This is a genomic window from Pseudomonas sp. LH21 (genome assembly GCF_036549575.1).
Taxonomy (GTDB): domain Bacteria; phylum Pseudomonadota; class Gammaproteobacteria; order Pseudomonadales; family Pseudomonadaceae; genus Aquipseudomonas; species Aquipseudomonas peradeniyensis.
This window is the reverse complement of the sequence record NZ_CP144367.1, coordinates 2,517,028-2,540,899: the sequence shown is the minus strand read 5'-3', so window position 1 is coordinate 2,540,899 and position 23,872 is coordinate 2,517,028. Positions and strand designations below refer to the sequence as shown.

The 23,872-nt window shown below is 65.8% G+C and carries 23 protein-coding genes; 11 read left to right on the top strand and 12 right to left on the bottom strand.

The features are described 5' to 3' along the window. Window positions 1–39: 39 nt before the first annotated feature. The 6 genes from VUG52_RS11695 to VUG52_RS11670 all read right to left on the bottom strand — a co-directional run bounded on the left by VUG52_RS11695 (window position 40) and on the right by VUG52_RS11670 (window position 7,858). On the bottom strand, window positions 40–603 hold the full coding sequence (locus VUG52_RS11695; protein WP_262951239.1) for a nucleotidyltransferase family protein: 564 nt from the start codon (window positions 601–603) through the stop codon (window positions 40–42). Beyond that, the gene (locus VUG52_RS11690) at window positions 600–1,571 is read right to left on the bottom strand and encodes an XdhC family protein (protein ID WP_331832988.1); all 972 of its coding nucleotides are present in this window, start codon (window positions 1,569–1,571) and stop codon (window positions 600–602) included. The genes VUG52_RS11695 and VUG52_RS11690 overlap by 4 nt, the downstream gene beginning before the upstream one ends. A gap of 3 nt (window positions 1,572–1,574) precedes the next feature. Beyond that, a complete protein-coding gene (locus tag VUG52_RS11685) occupies window positions 1,575–2,786 on the bottom strand; it encodes a cytochrome c (protein WP_331832987.1) in 1,212 nt (403 codons plus the stop codon). 2 nt (window positions 2,787–2,788) lie between these two features. After that, the gene (locus VUG52_RS11680; protein WP_110738705.1) at window positions 2,789–3,328 is read right to left on the bottom strand and encodes a (2Fe-2S)-binding protein; all 540 of its coding nucleotides are present in this window, start codon (window positions 3,326–3,328) and stop codon (window positions 2,789–2,791) included. Beyond that, on the bottom strand, window positions 3,321–6,152 hold the full coding sequence (locus VUG52_RS11675) for a xanthine dehydrogenase family protein molybdopterin-binding subunit (RefSeq protein ID WP_050705578.1): 2,832 nt from the start codon (window positions 6,150–6,152) through the stop codon (window positions 3,321–3,323). Before VUG52_RS11675 ends, VUG52_RS11680 begins: the two co-directional genes overlap by 8 nt. A gap of 362 nt (window positions 6,153–6,514) precedes the next feature. After that, window positions 6,515–7,858, bottom strand: a complete 1,344-nt coding sequence (locus tag VUG52_RS11670) for an OprD family porin (RefSeq protein WP_050705577.1) — start codon at window positions 7,856–7,858, stop codon at window positions 6,515–6,517. A gap of 279 nt (window positions 7,859–8,137) precedes the next feature. On the opposite strand from VUG52_RS11670, the gene VUG52_RS11665 reads away from it, so the two are divergent. Continuing rightward, entirely contained in the window at window positions 8,138–8,461 is a 324-nt protein-coding gene (locus VUG52_RS11665) for a DUF2790 domain-containing protein (protein ID WP_050705576.1), read from the top strand. A gap of 1 nt (window position 8,462) precedes the next feature. On the opposite strand, the gene VUG52_RS11660 is transcribed toward VUG52_RS11665, so the two are convergent. Both VUG52_RS11660 and VUG52_RS11655 read right to left on the bottom strand, forming a co-directional pair. Next, window positions 8,463–9,617, bottom strand: coding sequence for a GGDEF domain-containing protein (locus VUG52_RS11660; protein ID WP_050705575.1), 1,155 nt, complete (start codon window positions 9,615–9,617; stop codon window positions 8,463–8,465). Between the two features lie 120 nt (window positions 9,618–9,737). Next, window positions 9,738–10,622 (bottom strand): LysR substrate-binding domain-containing protein, encoded by an 885-nt coding sequence (locus tag VUG52_RS11655; protein ID WP_050705574.1) that lies wholly within the window; start codon window positions 10,620–10,622, stop codon window positions 9,738–9,740. A 104-nt stretch (window positions 10,623–10,726) separates the two neighbouring features. On the opposite strand from VUG52_RS11655, the gene VUG52_RS11650 reads away from it, so the two are divergent. The 10 genes from VUG52_RS11650 (at window position 10,727) to VUG52_RS11605 (ending at window position 20,846) form a co-directional block, all read left to right on the top strand. Beyond that, window positions 10,727–11,686 (top strand): DMT family transporter, encoded by a 960-nt coding sequence (locus VUG52_RS11650; protein WP_050705154.1) that lies wholly within the window; start codon window positions 10,727–10,729, stop codon window positions 11,684–11,686. 273 nt (window positions 11,687–11,959) lie between these two features. After that, the gene (gene yghU, locus VUG52_RS11645) at window positions 11,960–12,796 is read left to right on the top strand and encodes a glutathione-dependent disulfide-bond oxidoreductase (RefSeq protein ID WP_050705153.1); all 837 of its coding nucleotides are present in this window, start codon (window positions 11,960–11,962) and stop codon (window positions 12,794–12,796) included. Between the two features lie 174 nt (window positions 12,797–12,970). Then, window positions 12,971–13,534: a hypothetical protein gene (locus VUG52_RS11640; RefSeq protein ID WP_050705157.1), complete on the top strand. Its 564-nt coding sequence runs from the start codon at window positions 12,971–12,973 to the stop codon at window positions 13,532–13,534. 16 nt (window positions 13,535–13,550) lie between these two features. Further along, on the top strand, window positions 13,551–14,135 hold the full coding sequence (locus VUG52_RS11635; protein ID WP_050705152.1) for a hypothetical protein: 585 nt from the start codon (window positions 13,551–13,553) through the stop codon (window positions 14,133–14,135). 184 nt (window positions 14,136–14,319) lie between these two features. Continuing rightward, on the top strand, window positions 14,320–16,023 hold the full coding sequence (locus tag VUG52_RS11630; protein WP_050705151.1) for an amidase: 1,704 nt from the start codon (window positions 14,320–14,322) through the stop codon (window positions 16,021–16,023). Between the two features lie 242 nt (window positions 16,024–16,265). Next, the gene (locus VUG52_RS11625; protein ID WP_050705150.1) at window positions 16,266–16,952 is read left to right on the top strand and encodes a helix-turn-helix transcriptional regulator; all 687 of its coding nucleotides are present in this window, start codon (window positions 16,266–16,268) and stop codon (window positions 16,950–16,952) included. 15 nt (window positions 16,953–16,967) lie between these two features. Then, complete coding sequence (locus VUG52_RS11620) at window positions 16,968–17,882, top strand: pyridoxal-phosphate dependent enzyme (RefSeq protein ID WP_050705149.1); 915 nt, start codon at window positions 16,968–16,970, stop codon at window positions 17,880–17,882. Window positions 17,883–17,942: 60 nt separating this feature from the next. Next, on the top strand, window positions 17,943–18,128 hold the full coding sequence (locus VUG52_RS11615) for a hypothetical protein (protein WP_050705148.1): 186 nt from the start codon (window positions 17,943–17,945) through the stop codon (window positions 18,126–18,128). Window positions 18,129–18,473: 345 nt separating this feature from the next. Beyond that, window positions 18,474–19,571 (top strand): carboxynorspermidine decarboxylase, encoded by a 1,098-nt coding sequence (gene nspC, locus VUG52_RS11610; protein ID WP_050705147.1) that lies wholly within the window; start codon window positions 18,474–18,476, stop codon window positions 19,569–19,571. A gap of 30 nt (window positions 19,572–19,601) precedes the next feature. After that, the gene (locus VUG52_RS11605; RefSeq protein ID WP_050705146.1) at window positions 19,602–20,846 is read left to right on the top strand and encodes a saccharopine dehydrogenase family protein; all 1,245 of its coding nucleotides are present in this window, start codon (window positions 19,602–19,604) and stop codon (window positions 20,844–20,846) included. Between the two features lie 41 nt (window positions 20,847–20,887). On the opposite strand, the gene VUG52_RS11600 is transcribed toward VUG52_RS11605, so the two are convergent. The 4 genes from VUG52_RS11600 to VUG52_RS11585 form a co-directional block, all read right to left on the bottom strand. Then, window positions 20,888–21,604, bottom strand: a complete 717-nt coding sequence (locus VUG52_RS11600) for an HvfC family RiPP maturation protein (RefSeq protein ID WP_050705145.1) — start codon at window positions 21,602–21,604, stop codon at window positions 20,888–20,890. Then, window positions 21,597–22,430, bottom strand: coding sequence for an HvfB family MNIO-type RiPP peptide maturase (locus tag VUG52_RS11595; RefSeq protein ID WP_050705156.1), 834 nt, complete (start codon window positions 22,428–22,430; stop codon window positions 21,597–21,599). The genes VUG52_RS11600 and VUG52_RS11595 overlap by 8 nt, the downstream gene beginning before the upstream one ends. Window positions 22,431–22,524: 94 nt before the next feature. Then, the gene (locus VUG52_RS11590) at window positions 22,525–23,016 is read right to left on the bottom strand and encodes an HvfA family oxazolone/thioamide-modified RiPP metallophore (protein WP_050705144.1); all 492 of its coding nucleotides are present in this window, start codon (window positions 23,014–23,016) and stop codon (window positions 22,525–22,527) included. A 167-nt stretch (window positions 23,017–23,183) separates the two neighbouring features. Continuing rightward, window positions 23,184–23,750, bottom strand: a complete 567-nt coding sequence (locus VUG52_RS11585; RefSeq protein WP_050705143.1) for a DUF4174 domain-containing protein — start codon at window positions 23,748–23,750, stop codon at window positions 23,184–23,186. Between the last annotated feature and the right edge of the window lie 122 nt (window positions 23,751–23,872).

Below are 23,872 nucleotides of genomic sequence, written 5' to 3'. Positions count from 1 at the left end.
CCGCTCCTACACAGCGACCGCAAAATGGCCCGGGACAGTCTAGTCGAGCGCAGACGGCGTATCGACGTCGCGCACGACCCCGCCATCGTCCAGGTCCAGAACAACAACGCGATCGGCATGCCGTCGCAACACGGCGCGCGCCCCTTCATCACCGGATAACCCGCCGAGCTCGGCCCAGAACTCCCGCCCAAACAGCACCGGATGCCCATTCTGAGCCTGATGACGCGGCACCACGATGACCGAAGGGCCAGCAGTTGCGATCAGACGCTGGAAAGTCGCGGGCAGGATCCACGGCATGTCTCCCAACAGGATGGCGACCGCCTGTGCCTCGCTGTCCCCCAGCGATGCGGCGCCCGCCGCCAGGCTATGGCCCATGCCCAGCCCGGCATCGAGACTATGGACAACCCGACAGTCTGGCGGTAACCCCAGATCCTCGCCCCGCTCGCCAGCGCGCAGCACCACGCGCACCTCGTCGAACGCCGCCAGGGCGCGCTCGACGCTGTGCTGCAACAGACTGCGACCATCACCCAGCACGGCCCGACGCTTGTCCGCGCCAAAGCGCGAACCCTGGCCGGCCGCCAACACCAGCGCGACGACGCTCACAAGGCCTCGCGGGCAATGCCGCTACGAGTGCGCAAGATATCGGCAAGCACCGCCAGGGCGATCTCCGCCGGCGTCTTGCTGCCCAGGTTGAGGCCGATGGGCGCATGGATGCGCGCCATCTCGGCATCGCCGAGCCCGCCGATACGGCGCAGGCGTTCACGGCGTTTTTCCGAGGTGGCCCGCGAGCCCATCACGCCAATGTAGAACGCTTCGGTGTGTACCGCTTCGAGCATGGCCAGGTCGTCGATCTTCGGGTCGTGGGTGAGCGCCACCACCGCCGTGTCGCGGTGGCAACCACCGTTGGCGATGAACAGCGAGGGCAGTTCCCGACGGATTTCTATCCCGTCGAGCACCACGTTGTCCATCACCTCGTCACGAGGGTCGCACAGCACCACCTCGAAGCCCAGGCCCTTGCCGAACTCGGCGCAGAAGTGCGCGACGCTCGAGTAGCCGGCCAGCAACAGGCGTTGGGCGGCGCCGACGCGCAAGCGCACGGATTCGCCGCCCTGCTCCACCCGTGGCCCCTGGCTGTGGTCATCCTGCACGCGGCGTTCGCCCGTACGCAGGTCGACCTCGCGCACAAGCCGACGACGGCCCAGCAAGGCCGCCTCCAGCTCACCGAGGTGCGCCTGGGTCGCGCAGTCGCCCGGCAGGTTCTCCACCAGTACATCGAGGATGCCACCACAGGGCAGGCGGATGTTGCCGCGGGTATCGCTGCCGTCACCATAGCGCACCACGGCGACGGCCCCGGCGAACTCGCCGGCGGCGACGCGTTCGAGGAAGTCCTCCTCGACGCAGCCGCCTGACAGCGAGCCGACCCAGTGCCCCTGCTCGTTGACCGCCAGCAGCGAGCCCGGCGCACGCGGCGCCGAGCCGTAGGTGCAGAGCACCGTGCACAGCCACACGCGCAAGCCGTCACGCGACCACTGCGCCGCCTGGCGCACCACCTGCAGGTCGAGATGCTGCACGGGTCAGTCCGCCTTCAGCTGGGCCAGCTGCTGGGTGGTCATGTCGCCCGGCAGGCCGCCCCAGGCTTCGCGCAGGTAGTTGACCATGTCGGTCAGCTGCTGGTCGTCGAGCTTGTCGGCGAAGCCCGGCATCGGCTGCATGCGCTCGAAGCCAGTGAATTGCTGCTCGCGGATGCCGTCGACGATGGCCTTGACCAGGTTGCGCGAGTCGGCCTGGCGCAGCACGGTGTTGCCGCGCATGGCCACGGCGATGTGCGGCTTGCCCTCGCCCTCGACACCGTGACAACCGGCGCAGACGTTGAGGTACTGCTGGCGGCCGCGCTTGGCGCTCTCGCCCATGGTTTCATGGGCGACTGCCTGCACCACCTTGGCCGCCGGCGGCTGGTCACCGAGCAGGTAGGTGGCCATGGCCGCCAGGTCGCTGTCTTCAAGGTGCTGGGTGCTGTGGTGCACCACCGGGTACATCTCGTTGAACATGCTGCCCTGGGCGCTGACACCGTGCTTGAGGAAGGTCGCCAGATCCGCATGGTTCCAGCCGCGGTCGGCCAGGTCCTGGGCCAGCAGGCTCGGCGCCAGATAGCCCAGCAGCAGGCCGCCGGTCAGGCGCTTGTCCTGCTGCAGCGCGCCAATCGGGTTGCGCGGGGTGTGGCACTCGCCGCAGTGGCCGAGCACCTCGACCATGTACTGGCCACGCTTCCACGCCTCACTGTTGCCCTTGCCCTCCTCCAGCTGCACGCTCTTGCCATACAACAGGTTCCAGCCGATCAGGCCGGTGCGCACATTGAACGGGAAGCTCAGGCTGGTTTCCGGGGCCGGACGATTGATCGGCGCCACGCTCATCAGGTAGGCATGGATCGCGTCGGAATCCTCCCGCTTGACCAGGTGGTACGAGGTGTACGGCATGGCCGGGTACAGGTTGGCACCGTCCTTGCGCTTGCCCTCGGTGAGGGCGGCGAAGAACTCGTCGCTGCTGTAGTTGCCGATACCGTACTGCTTGTCCGGGGTGATGTTGGTGCCGTAGATGGTGCCGAACGGCGAATGAATCGGCAGGCCGCCGGCATAGGGCGCGCCGCCTTCGGCGGTGTGGCAGGCCATGCAGTCGGCGGCGCGGGCGAGGTATTCGCCGCGCTTGATCAAGCCCTCGTCCGCCGCCTGGGCGTTGAAGGTCACCAGTGCGCCGATGGCCAGGGCCAGGCTGTTCAGAACACGCGTCATGCTCAACCCTCCTTGACCAGGCCGAGGTCACCCAGCACTTCGCGGGTCGCCTCGTAATAACGCACGTAGCCGGTGCAGCGGCACACATGGTGGCCGAGGCTGGCCTCGATGGCGCCCTCCAGCTCGCTCTGTTTCAGCGGCTTGCGCTGGGCCTTTTCCACCAGCACCGTGGCGGCGTTGACGAAGCCCGGCGCGCAGTAGCTGCACTGGAAGGCGAAGCGGTCGACGAACTTCTGCTGGATCGGGTTCAACTCGCCCGGATTGCCGGCTTCGTCGAGCTTGGCGTGGCCTTCGATGGTGCGGACTTTCTTGCCCTCGAAGTAATGCGCGCCGGTGATGCAGGTGCGCACTTCCTCGCTGGTGCCGTCGGGGTTGTCGACGATCACCACGCAGGCATGGCAGATGCCCTGGCCGCAGCCCAGGCGGGAGCCTGTGAGGTTCTGGTACTCGTGCAGGAAGTCGATCATCGCCAGGTCATCGGGGACCACTTCGGTGACGACAGGTTGACCGTTGAGGGTCAGTTGCAGCTTGCGGTCAGCCATTGAGGGCCTCCTTGACTCGGGCGGGGGTGATGGGCAGGTCGCGCACGCGCTTGCCGATGGCATGGGCCACGGCGTTGCCGATGGCGCCGACCACCGGGATCATCACCACTTCGGCGATGCCCTTGGACGGGTCGGTCGGCGACAGCGGCGGCAGGATCTCCGAGGTCTGCTTCCACACCGCCACATGTTTGGCCATCGGCAGGCGATAACGGTTGAAGTTCCAGTCGCCCTCACCCGGGCCACCCTCGTACAGCGGCATTTCCTCCAGCAGCGCATGGCCGATGCCCATGGCGATACCGCCCTCGAGCTGGCCCTTGACCAGCTCCGGCACCAGTACCCGGCCGCACTCGACCCAGCTGTGGTGGTTGAGCACCGTCACCTCGCCGCTGCCCTTGTTGACCTTGACCTCGACGATGGTCGCCACCGGGCTGTAGTAGGTGACCATGGCGTTGTTCAACTGGGTGGCCGGGTATTCGGCGTTCTGCCGGTCGAGCAGGTGGAAGCCGGCGCTGTTCATCTGCGCCTTCTTCGCGTTCACCGCGCCGTCGCCGTATTTCACCGCCACGGCATCGAGCGGCAGGCGCTCGCGCACGCCGTCAATGACGAAGTCGGCCTCGGCCCAGCTCCAGCGGTTGAATCCGTGCACGCTGACACCGGTGACCAGGCCCATTTCGTGGGCCTTCTTGGCCAGCGTGGCGAACGGGATCGGCGCCAGGCCGTTGCCGGTCAGCTCACCGTTGACCCACACCGCGTTCTCGCGGCGCACCACCAACGGGTTGGCCTGGCCGCCATACGGGCCCTGGCTCCACAGGGCCATGGCCGCCGGCCACAGGCCATGGTTGAACAGCACGCGCGCCGCTTCGCGGGTGGCGTGGCTGAAGTAGAACGCCGAGTTGGTCGCCGACGACGGCGAAGCCAGCTTGCCGACCCAGCGCGGGTTGCGCAGCGCGGCGTCCTGCTCGGCCTGGCTGATCAGGTAGGGGTTGCCGCTGGTGGTCAGCGCCAGCTCCGGCCATTCGGTCTGGGCGGTCATCACCTCATCGGCGACACGGCCGAGGAAGTCGCTGACCACCAGGGCCTGGGAGGTGGACATGCCAGTGCCCAGCTCAGTGCCGATATGGCGCAGGCTGATACGACCGTCAGCGCTGAACTCGACCGCCGCCATCGGCGCCTCGGAGCCTGTGCCGAAGTCTTTCTGGGTGATGGCAAAGCCCACGCCGTACCAGTTGTCGTGGTCCTTGGCGTCCTCGGCCTGCTTGCGCGCGTGGCGGTTCTTCCACCAGTCGTGCGCGGCGGCCTTGTCGAGGATCTCGTGCAGACGCAAGGCACCGGCGGGCACTGCGCCCTGGGTGTTCTTCATGCCCGACTTGAGCGCGTTCTTGCGGCGCAGCTCGATGGCGTCAACGCCCAGGCGGTCGGCGATCTCGTCGACCATCATCTCGGTGGCGGCCATGCTCTGCAGGGTGCCGTAGCCGCGCATGGAGCCGGCCTCGACGCCACGGGAATGGTAAGCGGTCACCGACAGGTCGTTCTGCGGCATGTAGTAGATCGACTGCGCTGCGGTGGCGCCCACGGCGGCCACCGACGGGCTGTAGTTGATGCGCCCGCCGCCGTCGACGCTCATGTCGGCGCGGAAAATCTTGAAGCTCATGTCCTTCTTGTCGACGGCCAGCTGGTAGCGGATGTCGAACGGGTGGCGCTTGATGCCGCTCTGGAACTGCTCGTAGCGGTCGTTGGCCAGGCGGATCGGCACGCCCGCGCCGTACAGGGCGGCGACGGCGGCGTAGAACACGAAGATGTTGTTGTCCTTGGAACCGTAGCCGACGGTGTAGCCGGGATGCATGTTCAGATGTTTCAGGCCGAAGCGCGACGGCTTGATCATGTGCACGCATTCCTGCGCCACTTCGAACGGGCACTGGGTGGCCACGACGAAATGCAGGGTGCCGGTGGCCGGGTCGAACCAGCCGTTGCCGTTGTCCGGCTCGAGGGCCGCGGGCTCGATCGACGGGGTCTTGTAGCGCTCGTCGAACAGCAGCCAGTCTTCCGGCGGCTGCTTGAGCTGCTCGTCGATGCGCTGGGCGTAGAACATCCCCTGCTCGGTGAGGGTGCCGTGCTGCTTGGGCTCGGCAGTCCATACCGGCTTGCGCGCCAGGATGGTGGGGAACAGCATGGTGTTCTTCAGGCTCGAGTATTCGTCCTCGTCGAACGGCGTCTTGCCGCCCACGCGCACGAAACGGAAACTGCCGTAGGGGTCGCGCTGGTACAGCGGCGCCTGGGCGCCGTAGCGGATCGCCTGGTCGTTGAACTGCAGCTTGAGCTTGGCCTTGCGGAAGCGCTCGAAGTCGTTCCAGATCAGGATCGCCACCGGGTGGCCGATGAACATCGGCACCTGGCCCGGGGGCAGCAGCGGGTCCGGCGAATGGGCTTCGGGCCAGGCAATGCCGTCCTTCTTCAGGTCGTCGGCGGTGACGATGCGGTCCGGCTGCAGCTCGGCGCCCAGCAGGGACAGGTCGTAGCCTGCGTAGAGGCGGTCGGCCTTGGTGGCCTTGAGCAGCATGGCGTGGCCCTGCTGCTGCGGCCAGCCGGGCATGTCCTTGGCGCGGATGTCGCGGGCGAACACCTTGTTGCCACAGACCTTGGACAGCGCGTCGTTACGGAAGCGCGCCTTGCCGTCGTGGTTCATCCACTTCTGCGGCGAGGTGGTGACCTTGTTTTCCATCAGGGCGGCGAAGGCCTGGCTGCCGAGCGGCGCCAGGGTCACGCCGACACCGGCGATCAGCCCGCCTTGCAGGAACGAGCGCCGGGAAATATCACGGTTGGACATGGTTGATCCTCTGGGTAGCTCTTGGGCTGCCCATGCTTTTTCTGGTGCTTGAGAAACTGGGAGGGCGCGCACGATCACAAAAACTGACTACGAAGTCAAGTTAACGATCGTAGGGTGCCTCTGCAAGTCAAGCAGACAACTTGTCGCGGGGTGGGGCCTTCGATTGGATAGGGCCCATGGGGAGGGCAACCGAGGCATCGCTATTGCTGGGAACAGGCGTTGCTGGTGATCGCGGGACAAGCCCGCTCCTACAGGTGGGGGGCGTAATCGGGGGCAAAAAAAGACGCCTCATCAGAGGCGTCAAGACATTCACCTGTAACCAAAGGAGCACGTGGGCTTCTCAAGGTGAATCCGGGAAATGCTCAAAGGATCGACAGTGGGTACTCGACGATCACCCGCACCTCGTCCAGGTCCGATTCAAAGGCCGTGGCCCGGGTGGTGGCCTGGCGCACGCGCAGCGACAGGTCCTTGGCCGCGCCGGTCTGCACCACGTACTTGACCTCGATGTCGCGCTCCCAGCGCTTCTGGTCGGTGAGCGGGTCGCCGTTGTCGTCGCGGCGCATGTAGTAGGCGTTGGCGTGGCTGTAGTCGGCGTCGCTGCCACGGCCGTAGCGGGTCATGAACGAAAGCCCCGGCACGCCGTAGGCGGCCATGTTCAGGTCGTAGCGCAGCATCCACGAGCGCTCCTTCGGCGAATTGAAGTCGCTGTACTGGATGGAGTTGTCGAGGAAGATCGAGTCGGACTGGCGCAGGTAGTCGAAATCGTCGTCGCCGTTGTTGCGCTGGTGGGTCAGCGCGAGGGTGTGGGCGCCGTAGCGCACGCCGAGCTTGGCGCTCCAGATGTCGTTGTCGAACTGCCCCAGGCGCTGACGCCCCTCGTCCTTGGCGTTGTAGAAATTGAAGCCGCCGATCAGCGCCAGTTCGTCCGACAACGGCCAGGTCACGCTGGTGCCGGCGTAGTACTGGTTCCACACATCCTTCAGGCGGCTGCCGAACAGGCTCACGCTGACGTTTTCATTGATCGCGTAGTCGCCACCGCCATAGGCGATCCACGGCGAGTCCACCGGGCCGCCGTAGAAGGTCACGAAGTTCTCGCGCAGGTTGCTGGACACCGGCTGGCTCATGGCGTGCAGGCGCCCGGCCTGCAGCGTCAGGCCTTGCAGGCTGGTGTTCTCCAGGGTCACCCCGCGAAAGCTTTCCGGCAGCAGCCGCGAGTCGCCGGCAGCGACCACCGGGTTGACCGGAAACACGTCGCCCACCCGCAGCACGGTGTCGAACAGGCGCACCTTGGCCGCGCCGCCGACCTTGCTGTATTCGTCGCGAGCCTGGCCGTCACGGTCCACCGGCAGCACGTCGAACGAGCTGCGCCCGCCGTTGCGCCCGCCACCGGTGTCGAGCTTGAGCCCGAGCATGGCGAAGGCATCCACGCCGACACCCACCGTGCCCTGGGTGAAGCCGGATTCGAAGCGGGTGATGATGGCGTGGGCCCAGGCTTCGGAGTAGCCGTTGTCGCTGGCCTTGCCGGGGTTGTAGGTGGGCGCGCGACCGTCGCGATGGTCTCGATTGAAGTAGTAATTGCGGTTGAGCACGCTCAGGCGGCTGCCCTCGATGAACCCCTCCTGCTGCTCTTGCGCGGCCCAGGCCGCCGGGCCGAAGCCAGCCAGGGCCAGCAGGGCGGCCAGGGAAAGTGTTGGATTGCTTGTCATCCGATGCTCCTTCGATTGCGGCTGTTCTTGTTCTCGGGCCTTGGCGCTGGAGCGTCCCTGGTCTGGCCAGATGCGTGCGCACCCAGCCCCGTTGGCCGAGCCTGATGCTCGCCGCTGGCGGATAACGGGAAGGTGATGGGAGGATTACAATCGTGTCATTCACGGCCGCGGGATCGGCATCCACGGCCACCTTTCATATCTGTAACCCGGGCGTCATGCCGCTGTCGGCTGCCCGTCGCTAGCGTGGACTGCGAAACGAACCTTTCGGAGACACGCACCATGCTACGACCGACCCTGATCGCCGCCCTGCTGGCGCTTTCCCTTTCGGCCCAGGCCACGGGCTTTTCCAAGCTGGACAACGAGCAGTTGCTCGAAGACCATCAGCAGGCCGTGGCGGCCTACGCGGCGCAACGCGCCAAGCCGATGCCGGAGATCGTCGACTATCGCTATGGCATGAAGCTCGACGTCGCCCGCCTCGTGCGCCAGTCGGGCGACCCGCGCACCTGCGAGGTGGTGCCCCGGCTGATGACCTTCGAGGACAGCCAGGGCACCCTGCGCACCGTGCGCTACTCGGTGCAGTCGCAATGCATCAACAACAAGTAGCTCAGCCGCGCAGCCCGTCCACCAGCTGCAGGCTGTTGCGCCCGCCGCGCTTGGAGGCGTACAGCAGCACGTCCCCCTGCTCGATCAGGGCCGCCAGGCTGGCCGGTGGCCGATCGAACAGATTGGCACCAATGCTCAGGGTCACCGCCTCGGGGGTGCGGAACGATTGCTCGGCCGTGGCCTGGAACTGCCGGCGCAAGGTATCGGCCAGCTGTTCAATGGCCTGGCGCGAAGCATCACCCAGCAGGATGACGAACTCGTCACCGCCCAGGCGCGCGGCGATCGCCCGTTCCGGCAGCAATGCCCGGATCATTTCGCTCAAGGCCACCAGCAGGCGGTCACCGGCGGCGTGCCCGTGCAGGTCGTTGACCAGCTTGAAGTGGTCGATGTCGATCAGCAACAGAGCACCCGGACGCTGCGGCGAGACCTCCTTCAGCAGGCTCGCCGCCCGCACCTCCAGGGCCCGGCGGTTGTACAGCGCGGTCAACGGATCGCGCGCGGCCAGACGCTCGATGCGCTCCTCGCGGCGGTAGCGCACGGTGCCGGTCATCGACAGGGCGATCAGCATGATCGCCATGGCGCCCTCCACCAGCGACGCCTGGATGATCTGCCCACGGAACGCCGTGAGGTCGATCAGCGTCCCCGGCAGCAGCGCCGGCAAGGTCTTGGCCAGGTAGAACAGGCCATGCAGCAGCAGGATGTAGCGCAACTGCACCGCCCCCACGCTCAGGGACTTGCCGTGCGGGCGCAGCAACGCGCTGGCGTACAGGGTGAAGCCGGCGACCAGCAGCGAGTTGAGCACCAGGAAAGTCTTCGACCACAGCGGCCATTGCGGCAGCAGCAACAGGCCCGACCAGAGCAGCGGCGCCAGGTAGCAGGCCCGTGACAGCCGCGTCTCGGTGAAGCGCGACCCCCCCAGCAAAAACAGCCAGTGAGCGGCGACCAGCATGCCGTTGGCAAACCAGATGCCGACGAACAGATAACCGCTGCCGCGCAGCAGGGCAAGCGAGGAGCCGACGCTGATGGTGGCGAAGCTGGCGCTCCAGCACAGCAAGGAGGACTCGCGCACGCTGATCCATTCCGCGGCCAGGTACAAGGCGGCGACCGCGGCCAGGGCAATGGAGAGGGTCAGCAGGGTGGAAGCGTCGAACGCCATGGGTGGGGGTGGCCTGTGTATTACCGTTCAGAGCGCTGATTGTATGCGCTCGACGGCGTTTGCACAGGCACATTTGATATCCAAATGATGGCATTCTGACGAACAACCCATCCGCCCGCGCTATTGCCCGGAAAGGAAGCTCACCAGCTGCCGCCCATGGGAGCTCAGCGCCTCCCAGCCACGGAAGCAGATGCGCAGTTCCAGGGTCGCCCAGCGCTCCTCCAGCGCCACCCGGCGCACCGCCAGTTCCTGCTCGGCGCGCACCGCGGCGGTCTCGGGCAACATGGAGATGCCGGCGTGCTGGGCCACCAGCTGGGCGATGGCTTCGAAGCTGGGGGCGCGCACCCGCACCTTCAGCGGCATGGCCAGGTTCATCGCCAGCTCCTCGACGAAACGCTGCATGGCGCGCTCGGCCGGCAGGCAGACGAAGGGAAACCCCAGGGCATCCGCCAGGCGCAGCTGGCCACGCCCGGCCAACGGGTGATCGAGCGGCACCAGCAGCACCAGGCGCTCGGTGCGAAATGGCAGCGACACCAGGCCATCGTTGACCAGGTTGCCGTCGTACACGCCGATCTCGCACTCCCCGGCCAGTACCACCCGCAGCACATCGATGCTCTTGTGCTCGACCAGTTGCAGGTCCACTTCCGGGTAGTCGGCCAGGAATGGCCCGAGCACCGCCGGCAGCAAGGTGCTGTTGGTCACCGTGGAGGCCGCCAGGTGCAGGGTGATGCGCCGCTGGCCGGCCAGCTCGCCGAGGGTGTCGTGCAGTTTCTGCGCCTCGCCCAGCACGCCGCGTGCCGACTCCAGCACCAGGCGCCCGGCGGGGGTCAGCTGCATGCCGTCGGTCTTGCGCAGGAACAGGGTCAAGCCACAGCGCGCCTCGAACAGGCGCAGCCGGGTGCTGGCGGCCGAGACCGCCACCGGAAAGGTCGCCGCCGCCTTGCTCAGGCTGCCGGTCGCGGCGATGGCCGCGAGCAGGCGCAGGTCCGCCAGATCAAAGTGCATCAGGGCTTCTCCAAATCAGAACACCATGTTCGAGAAAAAGCGATTCTAGCCTGCCTGCGTTCTGCGCAGAATAAGCCACGCCCCCTTGCCGTCACGGACCTGTCATGACCCGCCTGCCCACCCCGCTCCACCGCGCCCTCGCCAACGGCAGCCTGTATGCCGTGCTCGCAGCCCTGGGTTTCAGCTTCAAGGCCATCTTCGTCAAGCTCGCCTATGCCGCCGGCCCCGTGGACGCCATCAGCCTGCTGGCGTTGCGCATGGCCTTGTCGCTGCCGCTGTTCGCCTGGCTGGTGTGGGCCAGTCGTGGCCAGGGCGGTGCGCCGCTGAGCGCTGGCGATGGCCTGCGGGTTGCCCTGCTTGGCCTGTTCGGCTACTACCTGGCCAGCCTGTTCGACTTCTATGGATTGCAGTTCATCAGCGCCGGCCTGGAGCGCCTGATCCTGTTCACCTACCCGACCCTGGTGCTGGTGATCCAGGCCGTTGTTCAACGCGAACGCCCCACCCTGCGTACGCTGGCGGCCATGGGCCTGTGCTACCTCGGGTTGGGCATTGCCTTCGTGCATGACATCGGCAGCACGGGCGCCGGCAACCAGGTGCTGGTCGGCTCGCTCTGGGTGTTCGCCAGCGCGGTGACCTATGCCCTGTACTACTCCGGCACCGGGATGATGCTCAAGCGCATGAACTCGATGCGCCTGGCCGGCCTGTGCGGCAGCGCCTCGTCGCTGATGGTGCTGGCTCATTACCTGCTGGTGGCGGATGTCGCGCCGTTGCTGCAGTTGCCGAGCGCGGTGTGGCTCAACGCGGCGCTGATGGCGTTGTTCTCCACGGTATTGCCGATCTACTGGGTGGCCCTGGCGATCCAGCGCATGGGCCCCACGCACACGGCGGCGGTGGGCAACCTGGGGCCGGTGCTGACCATGCTGGCATCGTGGCTGATCCTCAGCGAGGCGGTTTCGCTGTACCAGGTGGCCGGGTTGGTGCTGGTGCTGTTCGGGGTGTCGCGGCTGAAACCTGCGAAGAAGCCCGAGGCGCCAGCCACACCGGCGCCCGCCTCGGCACGTTAGGAAATTGCCCGCCCCGTCGAACGGCGCTATCGCACAGGGAACGAAGCTACAAGCGTCACCAGCGTGGGAGCGGGCTTGACCCGCGATCACCGGCAAAGCCGGTGCCAGGTCCATCGCGGGGCAAGCCCGCTCCTACGCTGCGCCGGTTGAATCAAAATATTGCGTTTTTCAGGCCCATGCATCCCACGACCGCGTACATTGCATTTGCCCCATACAGCGAACCCATGGCATAGAAAGCAGTCCACCTGCATAGCGCCTACTTGGAGACTCCCCATGAGCAAGCCCTACGTTCCGCCCAAGGTCTGGACCTTCGAGGCGCCCTCCGGCGGCCAGTTCGCCAGCATCAACCGCCCGGTGGCCGGCCCCACCCACGACAAGCCGCTGCCCACCGGCAAGCACCCGCTGCAGCTGTATTCCCTGGCCACGCCCAATGGCGTCAAGGTCACCATCCTCCTGGAAGAACTGCTGGCCCTCGGCCACGGCGGCGCCGAATACGACGCCTGGCTGATCCGCATCGGCGAGGGCGACCAGTTCGGCAGTGGCTTCGTGCAGGTCAACCCCAACTCGAAGATTCCCGCCCTGCTCGACCGCGGCGTCGAACCGCCGGTGCGAGTGTTCGAGTCCGGTTCGATCCTGCTGTACCTGGCGGAAAAGTTCGGCGCCTTCCTGCCCAAGGACCTGGCCACGCGCACCGAAACCCTCAACTGGCTGTTCTGGCAGATGGGCTCGGCGCCTTACCTGGGCGGTGGTTTCGGCCATTTCTACGTCTATGCGCCGGAAAAGTTCGAGTACGCCATCAACCGCTTCACCATGGAAGCCAAGCGCCAGCTCGACGTACTCGACCGCCGGCTGGCCGAAAGCGCCTACCTGGGCGGCCCCGAGTACAGCATCGCCGACATCGCCGTGTGGCCCTGGTATGGCCAGCTGGTGCGCGGCAACCTGTACGGCGCGGCGGAGTTCCTCGCGGTGCACGAATACCCGAACGTGCAGCGCTGGGCCGAAGCCATCGCCCAGCGCCCGGCCGTACAACGCGGCACCCGGGTCAATCGAACCTGGGGCGACGAAGCCAGCCAGGTGGCGGAACGCCATTCGGCGGCGGATCTTGCCTGATATCGAACGGGGTCGATTGCCGGCCCTGTTCCCAGATCAATATCAATTTAATATCACCGCATCCTAAAGTTCCCTGCAACGCGGCCGTCATCCTGCTCAGATTTCAAACCTGCGCAAGGAAGTCCCACGTTGAACACACTGCTGCGAGCCGCCACCCTGGCGGCTTTGCTGTCCATGACCGGTTGTATTTCCTATAACGTCACCGGCCCGGTCGGCACCCCGCCACACCCTGCCACCATCACCAGCCCACGCACCGCGCAGATCGCCGACGTGGTGGTGTCCGCCCCCGGCATCGACGAAGCCACGCGCACCACCATCAGCCGCTCGCTGACCAGCCAGCTCGGCCAGTACGTGGAAAAAGGCGGCTACTTCAAGGCAATCAGCGAGTACCCCACCCGCCTCGACGAGCAGGACGTGTTGCTGAAATTCGACATGACCTCCCTCAAGGGCCGTCGCGCCCCGCATCCAGGCTACTTCCCCGGCGCCTTGCTGACGCTGACGCTGTGGATCTGGGTCAATGGCCCGATCTATGTCGACAGTTTCGATGTCGCCGGCGACCTGGTCATCGTCGACCGCAACGGCACCGAGCTGGCCAGGGCCAAGGACCAGGTCAAGCTCGAGCGCAATGTCGGCCTGTATGGCCGCGAATACTGGGCACCGACCATGGGTTCGAAACAGCTCAACCAGCTGGTGACCGAGCTGATGGATACCGCCACCGTGCAACTGGCCAAACGTTGAAAGAAGGGATCGCCCCATGAACGGTTTCAAACACCTGCTGCTGCTCGGCGCACTGCTGCTCGGCGGCTGCGTCTCCTACTCCACCGGCGACCTCGCCCCGGTCGGCACCTGGCCGCCCAAGGCCAGCGTCGAGGCGGTCAAGCCCAATGCCTACCTGCGCAATACGTCGCTCTTCAAGGCCAACAACAACCCGGCTACCGCCGCTGCCGGCGCGCAGGCGCAGATGTGGGAAAAGACCCTCACCGAGACTTACCAGGAGTCCGGACGTTTCACCCAGGTGACCACGCAGAAAGGCACGGCCGACCTGTACGCCGAATCGACCCTGACCAACCATGAGCAGTTCGTCGTGGCCTCGGCGTTCATCACCGGCTTCACCTTCTTCATCGTGCCGTCGACCGCCAAGAACACCTTCACCCTGGAGACCGTGTTCAAGGACAAGGACGGCAAGGAAATCGGCCGCGTCAGCAAGAGCGAGTCGGTGCGCACCTGGATGCAGCTGGTACTGATCGTCGGCCTGCCATTCCAGGCCGATACCCGCGACGTGGTCCGCGAACTGGCCCGCAGCACCCTGGACGAGGCGGTACAGCGCAAGTTGCTGTAATCACCAAAGCCCATCGATAACCTGGGAGCGGCGGTTCGCCGCTTCCTCGTTATTCAGCCCTGCCCCGCAGCGCCTGAATGCCGCGCTGCAACGAAGCATTTCGCCACTGCATGCCTGCGCCCATCGGGACCTTCTTGCTACACTCGCGCCATGATTTTTCCACCTGCACAACTGTGGTGACAGCATGATCGAGGTAACCGAGGTTTCCATTGCCGAGCTGCGCGACGCGCTCGAGTCCGGCCGCACGACTGCCGTCGAGCTGGTCAAGGCCTACCTGGCGCGCATCGACGCCTACGATGGCAAGGACACCGCCACCGCACTCAATGCCGTGGTCGTGCGCAACCCTGAAGCGCTCAAGGAGGCCGAAGCCTCCGACGCCCGCCGCACCCGTGGCGAGACCCTCGGCCCGCTGGACGGCATTCCCTACACCGCCAAGGACAGCTACCTGGTCAAGGGCCTGACCGCCGCCTCCGGCAGCCCGGCGTTCAAGGACCTGGTGGCCCAGCGTGACGCCTTCACCGTCGAGCGCCTGCGCGCCGGCGGCGCCATCTGCCTGGGCAAGACCAACATGCCGCCCATGGCCAACGGCGGTATGCAGCGCGGCGTCTACGGCCGCGCCGAAAGCCCGTACAACGCCGCCTACCTGACCGCGCCCTTCGCCTCCGGCTCGTCCAACGGCGCCGGCACCGCCACCGCCGCCAGCTACAGCGCCTTCGGCCTGGCCGAGGAAACCTGGTCCAGTGGCCGTGGCCCGGCCTCTAACAACGGCCTGTGCGCCTACACCCCGTCGCGCGGGGTGATCTCGGTGCGCGGCAACTGGCCGCTGACGCCGACCATGGACGTGGTCGTGCCCTACGCCCGGACCATGGCCGACCTGCTGGAGATCCTCGACGTGGTGGTGGCCGACGACGCCGACAGCCGCGGCGACCTGTGGCGCCTGCAGCCGTGGGTGCCGATCCCGGCCGCCTCGAGCGTGCGTCCGCAGTCGTACCTGGACCTCGCCGTGGGCGCCGAGTCGCTCAAGGGCAAGCGCTTCGCAGTGCCACGCATGTACATCAACGCCGACCCCGAAGCCGGTACCTCGGAAAAACCCGGCATCGGCGGCCCGACCGGCCAGCGCATCAACACCCGCGCCAGCGTGATCGAACTGTGGCAGCAGGCCCGCCAGGCCCTGGAAGCGGCCGGCGCCGAAGTGGTCGAGACCGACTTCCCGCTGGTCTCCAACTGCGAGGGCGATCGCCCGGGCGCGCCGACCGTGTTCACCCGTGGCATCGTCAGCAAGGAATTCCTCCATGACGAACTGTGGGAGCTGTCCGGCTGGGCCTTCGACGACTTTCTGCGCGCCAACGACGATCCCAAGCTCAACCGCCTGGCCGATGTCGACGGCCCGCAGATCTTCCCCCACGACCCAGGCACCCTGCCCAACCGTGAGGACGACCTGGCCGCCGGCATGGACGAATACGTCAACATGGCCAAGCGCGGCCTGAAGAGCTGGGACCAGATCGCCAGCGTGCCCGACGGCTTGCGCGGCCTGGAAGCCACCCGCAAGCTCGACCTGGAAGACTGGATGGACGCCCAGGGCCTGGACGCGGTGCTGTTCCCCACCGTGGCCGACGTCGGCCCGGCGGATGCCGATGTGAACCCCGCGTCGGCGGACATCGCCTGGAGCAACGGTATCTGGGTGGCCAACGGCAACCTGGCGATCCGTCACCTGGGCGTGCCAACCGTGACCGTGCCGATGGGCGTCATGGCCGATATCGGCATGCCGGTGGGACTGACCTTCGCCGGCAAGGCGTACAGTGACAACAATCTGTTGAAATTCGCTGCCGCCTTCGAGTCGACCGGCTCGCGCCGCATGATCCCGCCGCGCACGCCCAAGCTGGGCTGACCCCAAGGCCAAAGTACCGGCCACATCCTGTAGGAGCGGCCTTGTGCCGCGAAAGGGCTGCATAGCAGCCCCAGGTTCAGTGATGAGACCAAGATCGCCGGGGCCGCTCTGCGGCCCTTTCGCGGCACAAGGCCGCTCCTACAACGATCGCGCAAGGCTTGAGGGGCGTGGTCAACGAGCACGCTGGCAAAACTCAACAAATCATGCAAATATCAACTTTGTGTTGATATTTGCATGATGCCATGACCCTCATCGAAGAACGCCAACTCACCCTGACTGTCCTCCAGGCCACCCTGCAGGCCCTGGGCAGTGTCGTCCCACGCAACGTCGAAATCCTCCTGCATAACCTCGAGCACCCGGAGCGCTCGGTGGTGGCGATCGTCAACGGCCATCTCTCCGGCCGCCGGGTCGGCAGTCCGATTCTCGCAGCCCCCGAGCAGGACCAGGGCTTCAAGGCGCTGATGCAGGCCTCGGCCGACCAACAGGGCTCTGCGCCAGTGGTGCTGCCCGACTACCCCACCACCCTCAAGGGTCGCAGCCTGCGCAGCGCCACGGCGATCTTCCGTGATCGCGATGGCCAACCCTTCGCCAGCCTGTGCGTAAACACCGACGTCACCGGCCTGGAGGCTGCCATGGCCTTTCTCCAGCACTTCCAGCCACTGGGCGCCACACCGGCGCCCGCCGACGAGGCAGCCGACATGCCCGCGCTGATGGCCGGGATCATCCAGGACGCGCTGCAACGCAGCGGCCAGGGGCGGATGAACAAGCAGGCCAAGGTCGAAGCCGTGCGCATCATGCAGGAGCGCGGCCTGTTCATCGTCAAGGGTGGCGTGGAGAAAGCCGCCGAGGCCCTCGGCGTGACCCGCTATACCGTCTACAACTACCTGGAGCAGCTGCGCGGCGAGCCCGCCACGGCTGCCCGCGACTGAACCCCGGAGCCCATCATGCCGCTGCACATTGCTACCCCGCTGATCGAATCCCGCCCGCTGTCCCTGAGCGCCGGCCGCCCGGTGTGGCTCAAGCTCGAAGCCCTGCAACCGTGCGGCTCGTTCAAGCTGCGCGGCGTCGGCCATGCCTGTGAGGTCCACCATGCCCGCGGTGCCCGGCATTTCGTCTCGTCATCCGGCGGCAACGCCGGCCTGGCGGTGGCCTATGCCGGCCGCAAGCTCGGCGTGCCGGTGACCGTGGTGGTGCCCGAGACCACCACCGAACGGGCCAGGGAACTGCTGCGCCTGGAAGACGCCAGCGTGGTCGTGCGCGGCAGTTCCTGGCAGGAAGCCAATGAACACGCCCAGACCCTGGTCGGCGCGGACGACGCCTTCATCCACCCGTTCGACGATCCGCTGCTGTGGACCGGCCACGCCAGCATGATCGACGAAGTCGCCGCAGCAGGTTTCAAGCCCGACGCGGTGGTGCTTTCGGTTGGCGGCGGCGGCCTGCTCCGCGGGGTGGTCGAGGGCTTGCAGCGCAACGGCTGGCACGACGTGCCGGTACTGGCGGTGGAGACCGATGGCGCGGCATCGCTGCATGCCGCCATGGCCGCCGGACATACCGTGGAACTGCCGCGCATCGCTTCAGTGGCCACTTCGCTGGGCGCCAAGCGGGTCGCCGAGCAGGCGCTGGCCTGCACCCGCCAGCACCCGGTGCTCAGCCACCTGGTCAATGACCGCGAAGCCCTCGACGCCTGCGAGCGGCTGCTGCGCGATCATCGCCTGCTGGTGGAGCCGGCCTGCGGCGCCGCGCTGGCCCTGCTCGAACGCCCCGAGGCCATGGCGGCCTACGGCAATGTGCTGGTGATCGTCTGCGGTGGCGCCACCGCCACGCTGGAACAGATCCGCGCCTGGCGAGCGGCCTGCTGATCCAGGCTGAATCTGCGCAGCTGTCGGCGAACACGTTATCGGGATAGGCCGGGGCTGATCGTGCGGACCGCTCCGAAGCATCTGCTGCTGTTCCTCTGGTCCACGTCGCTGGCGACCTTCCGCTTCGGCATGGCCCCCGGCAGTTCGGGCCAGATCAAGCCGACCCGCGCATCCATCCAGGCCCAGGCCGACCTGCTGCTGCGCAGCCTGCGCCTGGAACCGTGGCCACTGGGCAGGATCGCCTGAACGCTATATCACTGAAAACATAACGATCACCCTGCCCGCCAAGCATTGAATGATCGCTCCCTTCCCGCGCTCATCGGATTCTCCCTGCGTCCGGGAACAGCCGATTACGATAGTCACATTTGTTTGTTCGACTTGCCGATGCCCCAGCAGGAAAAGGCTGTCGGTCGGCCATCGCGGCACGGACCGGTCCGGCACCAGGGGCGGCACAGCCACGGGCCTGATGGCGCTTCGCCAACGAAGTGCGCGCGCAACTCGGACGAAATGCGCCTCGCGCCCTTTCGTAGCGCGGCAAGTGAAGGCACAATGCGTGTCCTTTTTTTGGCCGGCCTGGCCGGGGGCCTTTAAATGATCAAGACGCCGTACTACCTCATCGATAAACAGAAACTGCTGGGCAACATGGAAAAGATTGCCTACGTGCGCCAGCAGTCCGGGGCCAAGGCCCTGCTCGCTCTCAAGTGCTTCGCCACCTGGTCGGTGTTCGACCTGATGCAGCAGTACATGGACGGCACCACCTCGTCCTCGCTGTTCGAGCTCAAGCTCGGCCGCCAGAAGTTCGCCGGTGAAACCCACGCCTACAGCGTGGCCTGGGCCGACGATGAAGTCGAAGAGATGCTCGAGAACTGCGACAAGATCATCTTCAACTCCATCGGCCAGCTCGAGCGTTTCGCCGAGCAGTCCGAGGGCAAGGTGCGCGGCCTGCGCGTCAACCCGCAGGTGAGCAGCTCCGACTACCTGCTGGCCGACCCGGCACGCCCGTTCAGCCGCCTCGGTGAGTGGGACCCTGAGAAAATCGAGAAGGTGATCGAGAAGATCTCCGGCTTCATGTTCCACAACAACTGCGAGAACGGCGACTTCGGCCTGTTCGACAAGATGCTCACGCACATCGAGGAGCGCTTCGGCCACCTGCTGCACAAGGTCGAGTGGGTCAGCCTCGGTGGCGGCATCCATTTCACCGGCGAAGACTACGCGGTGGACGCGTTCTGCGCGCGCCTGAAAGCCTTCTCGCAACAGTACGGCGTGCAGGTCTACCTGGAGCCGGGCGAAGCGGCCATCACCAACAGCGCCTCGCTGGAAGTGACCGTGCTCGACACCCTGTACAACGGCAAGCACCTGGCCGTCGTCGACAGCTCGATCGAGGCACACCTGCTCGACCTGCTGATCTACCGCCTCAACGCCAAGATGGCGCCCAACGACGGCGCGCATACCTACATGGTCTGCGGCAAGTCGTGCCTGGCCGGCGATATCTTCGGCGAGTATCAGTTCGACAAGCCGCTGCAGATCGGTGACCGCCTGTCGTTCGTTGACACCGCCGGTTACACCATGGTCAAGAAAAACTGGTTCAACGGTCTGAAAATGCCGTCCATCGCGGTCAAGCAACTCGACGGCAGCGTCGAGGTGGTGCGCGAGTTCGGGTTCGAAGACTACGTTTCGAGCCTGTCGTAAGACAGGCTTTCATGAAGGAGAAAAGCTGAATTGAAGAAGAACGTTCTTATCATTGGTGCAGGAGGTGTCGCCAAGGTGGTGGCCCACAAGTGCGCACAGCATAACGACGAACTGGGTCGTATTGCGATTGCGTCACGGAACATCTCCAAATGCCAGGCCATCATCGACAGCGTCAAGGCCAAGGGTAGCCTCAAGGTACCCGCCGACATCCAGGCCTTCTCGCTCAACGCCCTCGATGTCGAGGCAACCAAGGCACTGATACGCGAGACCGAATCGCAAATCGTGATCAACGTTGGTTCCGCCTTCCTCAACATGTCGGTGCTGCGTGCCTGCATCGATACCGGTGTCGCTTATCTTGACACCGCGATTCATGAAGAACCGGGCAAGATCTGCGAAACCCCGCCCTGGTATGGCAACTACGAGTGGAAGCATCTCGAAGAGTGCCAGCAGAAGAACATTACCGCCATTCTCGGTGTCGGCTTCGACCCGGGTGTGGTGAACAGCTACGCGAAACTCGCGCAGCAGCAGTATTTCGACCGCATTGATTCGATCGACATCCTCGACGTCAATGCCGGTTCCCACGGCAAGTACTTCGCCACCAACTTCGACCCGGAAATCAACTTCCGCGAGTTCACCGGGCAAGTCTGGAGCTGGCAGAACAGCCAGTGGACCAGCAACACCATGTTCGAGGTCAAGCGCACCGACGATCTGCCGGTGGTGGGTTCGCAGAACCTGTACCTGACCGGCCACGACGAAGTGCACTCGATCTCGAAGAACCTCAACGTGCCGAACGTGCGTTTCTGGATGAGCTTCGGCGAGCACTACATCAACGTGTTCACCGTGCTGAAGAACCTCGGCCTGCTTTCCGAGCAGCCGGTCAAGACCGCCGAAGGCCTGGAAGTGGTACCGCTGAAAGTGGTCAAGGCCGTGCTGCCGGATCCGGCTTCGCTGGCCCCGGGCTACACCGGCAAGACCTGCATCGGTGACCTGGTCAAGGGCACCAAGGACGGTCAGCCGCGCGAGGTGTTCATCTACAACGTGGCCGACCACGAGGAAGCCTACGCCGAGACCGACAGCCAGGGCATCTCCTACACCGCCGGCGTGCCGCCGGTGGCCGCCGCGCTGCTGGTTGCCCGTGGCGAGTGGGACGCAGGGCGCATGGTCAACGTCGAGGAGCTGCCGGCCGAGCCGTTCCTCAAGGCGTTGGACGTGATGGGCCTGCCGACCCGCGTCAAGGATGAAAAAGGCGATCGTCCGTGGGACGCTGACGCCTAAGCTGCACGACGAAGGGGCGCCAGATGGCGCCCCTTCTGTTTTTACGGCACCGCGCGCTGCACGGTCCCGACAATGATGCCTTGCTCGCGCAATTGTCGCAGCAAGAGCAGCCCCTGCTGCAGATGCTGATCGCCCAGCGCGCGCAAGCGCTCGCGACCAGTGCCGGGCAGCCCCATCAGCAGCTGCCAGGCCAGCGGCGCCAAGCGGGCGAAACGCACCTGCAGGCCGGCGTCGCGGTACACCAGCAACAAGGTGGGTTGTTCCGCAGCCTCGCTCGGCTGGTGGTCCGGGCCGATGCGCTCCACTGGCCAACGGTAGGCCAGCACCCGTGCCACGCACGACAACAATGGCTCGCCTTCGAGCAGGTCACCCTCAGGATCGTGCGGCGGATCCTCGGCGTCACTCAGGTACAGCTGCGCCTCGATCCATTCATAGTGCGCCAGTTCCAGCTGCCAGGGCGTATCGGGCTCGATACCCTGCAGGTAGTCGATGAATGCCTCGGCGACTTCGGTGAACAGCGGTGTCTGGCTGCGGTAATGGGCGTAGAAATCACGCACCCGCGCATGCCAGCGCTGATCGCCCAAGGTCCGGCGCAACACCGGGAAACTGCCGGCCAGCAGCCCTTCGATGGCGCCGTAGAACAGCTCGCGATAGACCTTCAGGCGCCGTGCCTCGATGCCGGGCGGCGGCGGGTTGGCGGCTGGGTCGCGCAGGTGGCGCGCCAGGGTGAACTGCTGGGTGCACAGGGTCTCAGTCATGGCCTGGCGCTCCATGAGCACGTTGCAGGCTACGGATCCGCGCCGTCTCGGCCAGCAGCTCGGCCAGCGGCGGGTAGTTGAAGTCGCGCTCGAGCACAGTGGGCTGTGCCCCGAAGCGCCGGCAGGCATCGGCGAACAGCACCCAGACATCCTCCTTGACCGGCGCGCCGTGGGTGTCGACCTTCAGGTCCGGCGCCTCGTCGTAATGACCGGCCACATGCATGCCCACCACCCGCTCACGGGGGATGCCGGCGAGGAAGGTTCGGGCGTCGTAGCGGTGGTTGCAGGCATTGACGAAGACATTGTTCACGTCCAGCAACAGGTCGCAGTCGGCCTCGTCGAGCACGGCTCGGACGAAGTCCAGTTCGGGCATCGCCTGGTACGGCGCGGCGTAGTAACTGATGTTCTCCACAGCGATGCGCCGACCTAGCACATCCTGGGCCTGGCGGATGCGTGCGGACACATGGTGGACGGCTTCTTCGGTGAACGGGATCGGCATCAGGTCGTAGAGGTGGCCGTCGTCGCTGCAGTAGCTCAGGTGCTCGCTGTACATCCGCACCTGGTGGCGGTCGAGGAACTGACGGGTGCGCTCTAGGAACCCCTGGTCCAGCGGCGCGGTACCGCCCAGTGACAACGACAGGCCATGGCAGGCGATGGGAAATCGCTCCGCCAGGCGCGCCAGGCCCTGGCCGAAGGCGCCGCCGACGCCGATCCAGTTTTCCGGGGCGCACTCGAGAAAGTCCACCGCGCCCGCCTCCATCGTCAGCAGGTCGGGCAGCAGGCCACGGCGCAGGCCGAGGCCGGTGTGCAATTGGGGATGGGGCATGATTGCAGGGCTCCGCGGGGCGTTGAACGGCATCGCGGGGCCAGCCCGCTCCCACGCATGGCAGTGTGGAAGCGGGCTGGCCCGGCGATAAGCTTCAGGACTTGCTGGTCAGATGGCTGAACAGCCCATCAGGCATGGCCTTGCCGTTGGCCTTGTAGATCGCCGCCAAGTGATCGTGGGCCTCCTGCTCGGAGATGAAGCCGTCGTGATTGCGGTCGATCTTGTCGAAGTCAGCCGCGCGGTCCTTGGCCACGGCCAGGAATTCCTCGCGGGAGACCTTGCCATCGTGATTGCTGTCAGTGCGGGCGAACGAGGCGTCGCCGCACTTGCCCTCACCGCACTTGCCCTCGGCTCCGGCCTTGGCACTGGCGCCACACTTGCCTTCGCCGCATTTGCCTTCGCTCTGCGTGGCCTTGCCGCCGGCACCGCACTTGCCCTCGCCGCACTTGCCTTCGCCCGGGGTCTTGGCGGCGGCCAGCTGGTAGCCTTGGGCCAGGGGTTCTACGGCAAAAGCACTGTTACCCAATACCATGCCGCCGAGCAGGGTGGCGCCGAGCAGGCCGAGGGTTTGACGGGTCGTTTTCATGGTGTCGCTCCACTGTGGTTGGAAAGTGGAGCCATTGAGCCGCAGCGGTGTGTCGCGGATGTATCGAGGCAGGCGATGTTTTGTATGCCAATGGGTCGCGGCGAAGCGCAGATACACAGTGATACATGAACGACCCCCTGATTGCGCAGAGGGCCGTGATAGAGCGTTCAGTCCTCCAGCGGCTTGGGCGGTACGGCCGGCTTGGCGGGCTTGGCCTTGCTGTCCTTGGTCTTGCTGTCCTTGGCCTTGGGCTCCTCGGGGGCGGCAGCAACCGGCTCGGGCACGGTGACCGCCTTCTCGCTGGCCGGCAGTTCGTCCACCGCCTTGAAGATCACCTGCGGGTCGAGCTTCGCGCCGCTGTCGTCGTCCTTGAGCATATGGCGCTCGCCGTCCTTGCCCACCAGGATCACCTTGGTGCCCTTGCTCGCCCCCAGCTTGAGCTCGCGGATCAGGGCCATGGTGGTCTGCTGCTCGAGGTTCTTGTCCTCGCGCTTGCCCATCATGTTGGCGACGCTGTACAGCACCAGGCCACGCTCCTTGAAGCCGGCCTGGGTAGCGGAGTCTTTAAGCGCCTCTTCCAGGCCGCGCAGGGTCGGGTCGGCCGAACTTGGGGCAATGACCACCAGGGGCCTGGCCTTGCCGAGTTCCTTGGCCAGGGGCGCATCGCTGTCGGCGGCGTACAGGGGGCCGGCTATGGCAAGCAGGGCGGCGAGGGTCAGTGACCGGACGAGCATGGGCATCTCCTTATTATCTCGATAACACCAAAGACTGCGGATCAGGGAGAAAGATCCGACGCGGGAGCCTAAACCACCTGACAAGGCCGCTGCTCAGGCTAAAGGTAACTGGCCATTACCGG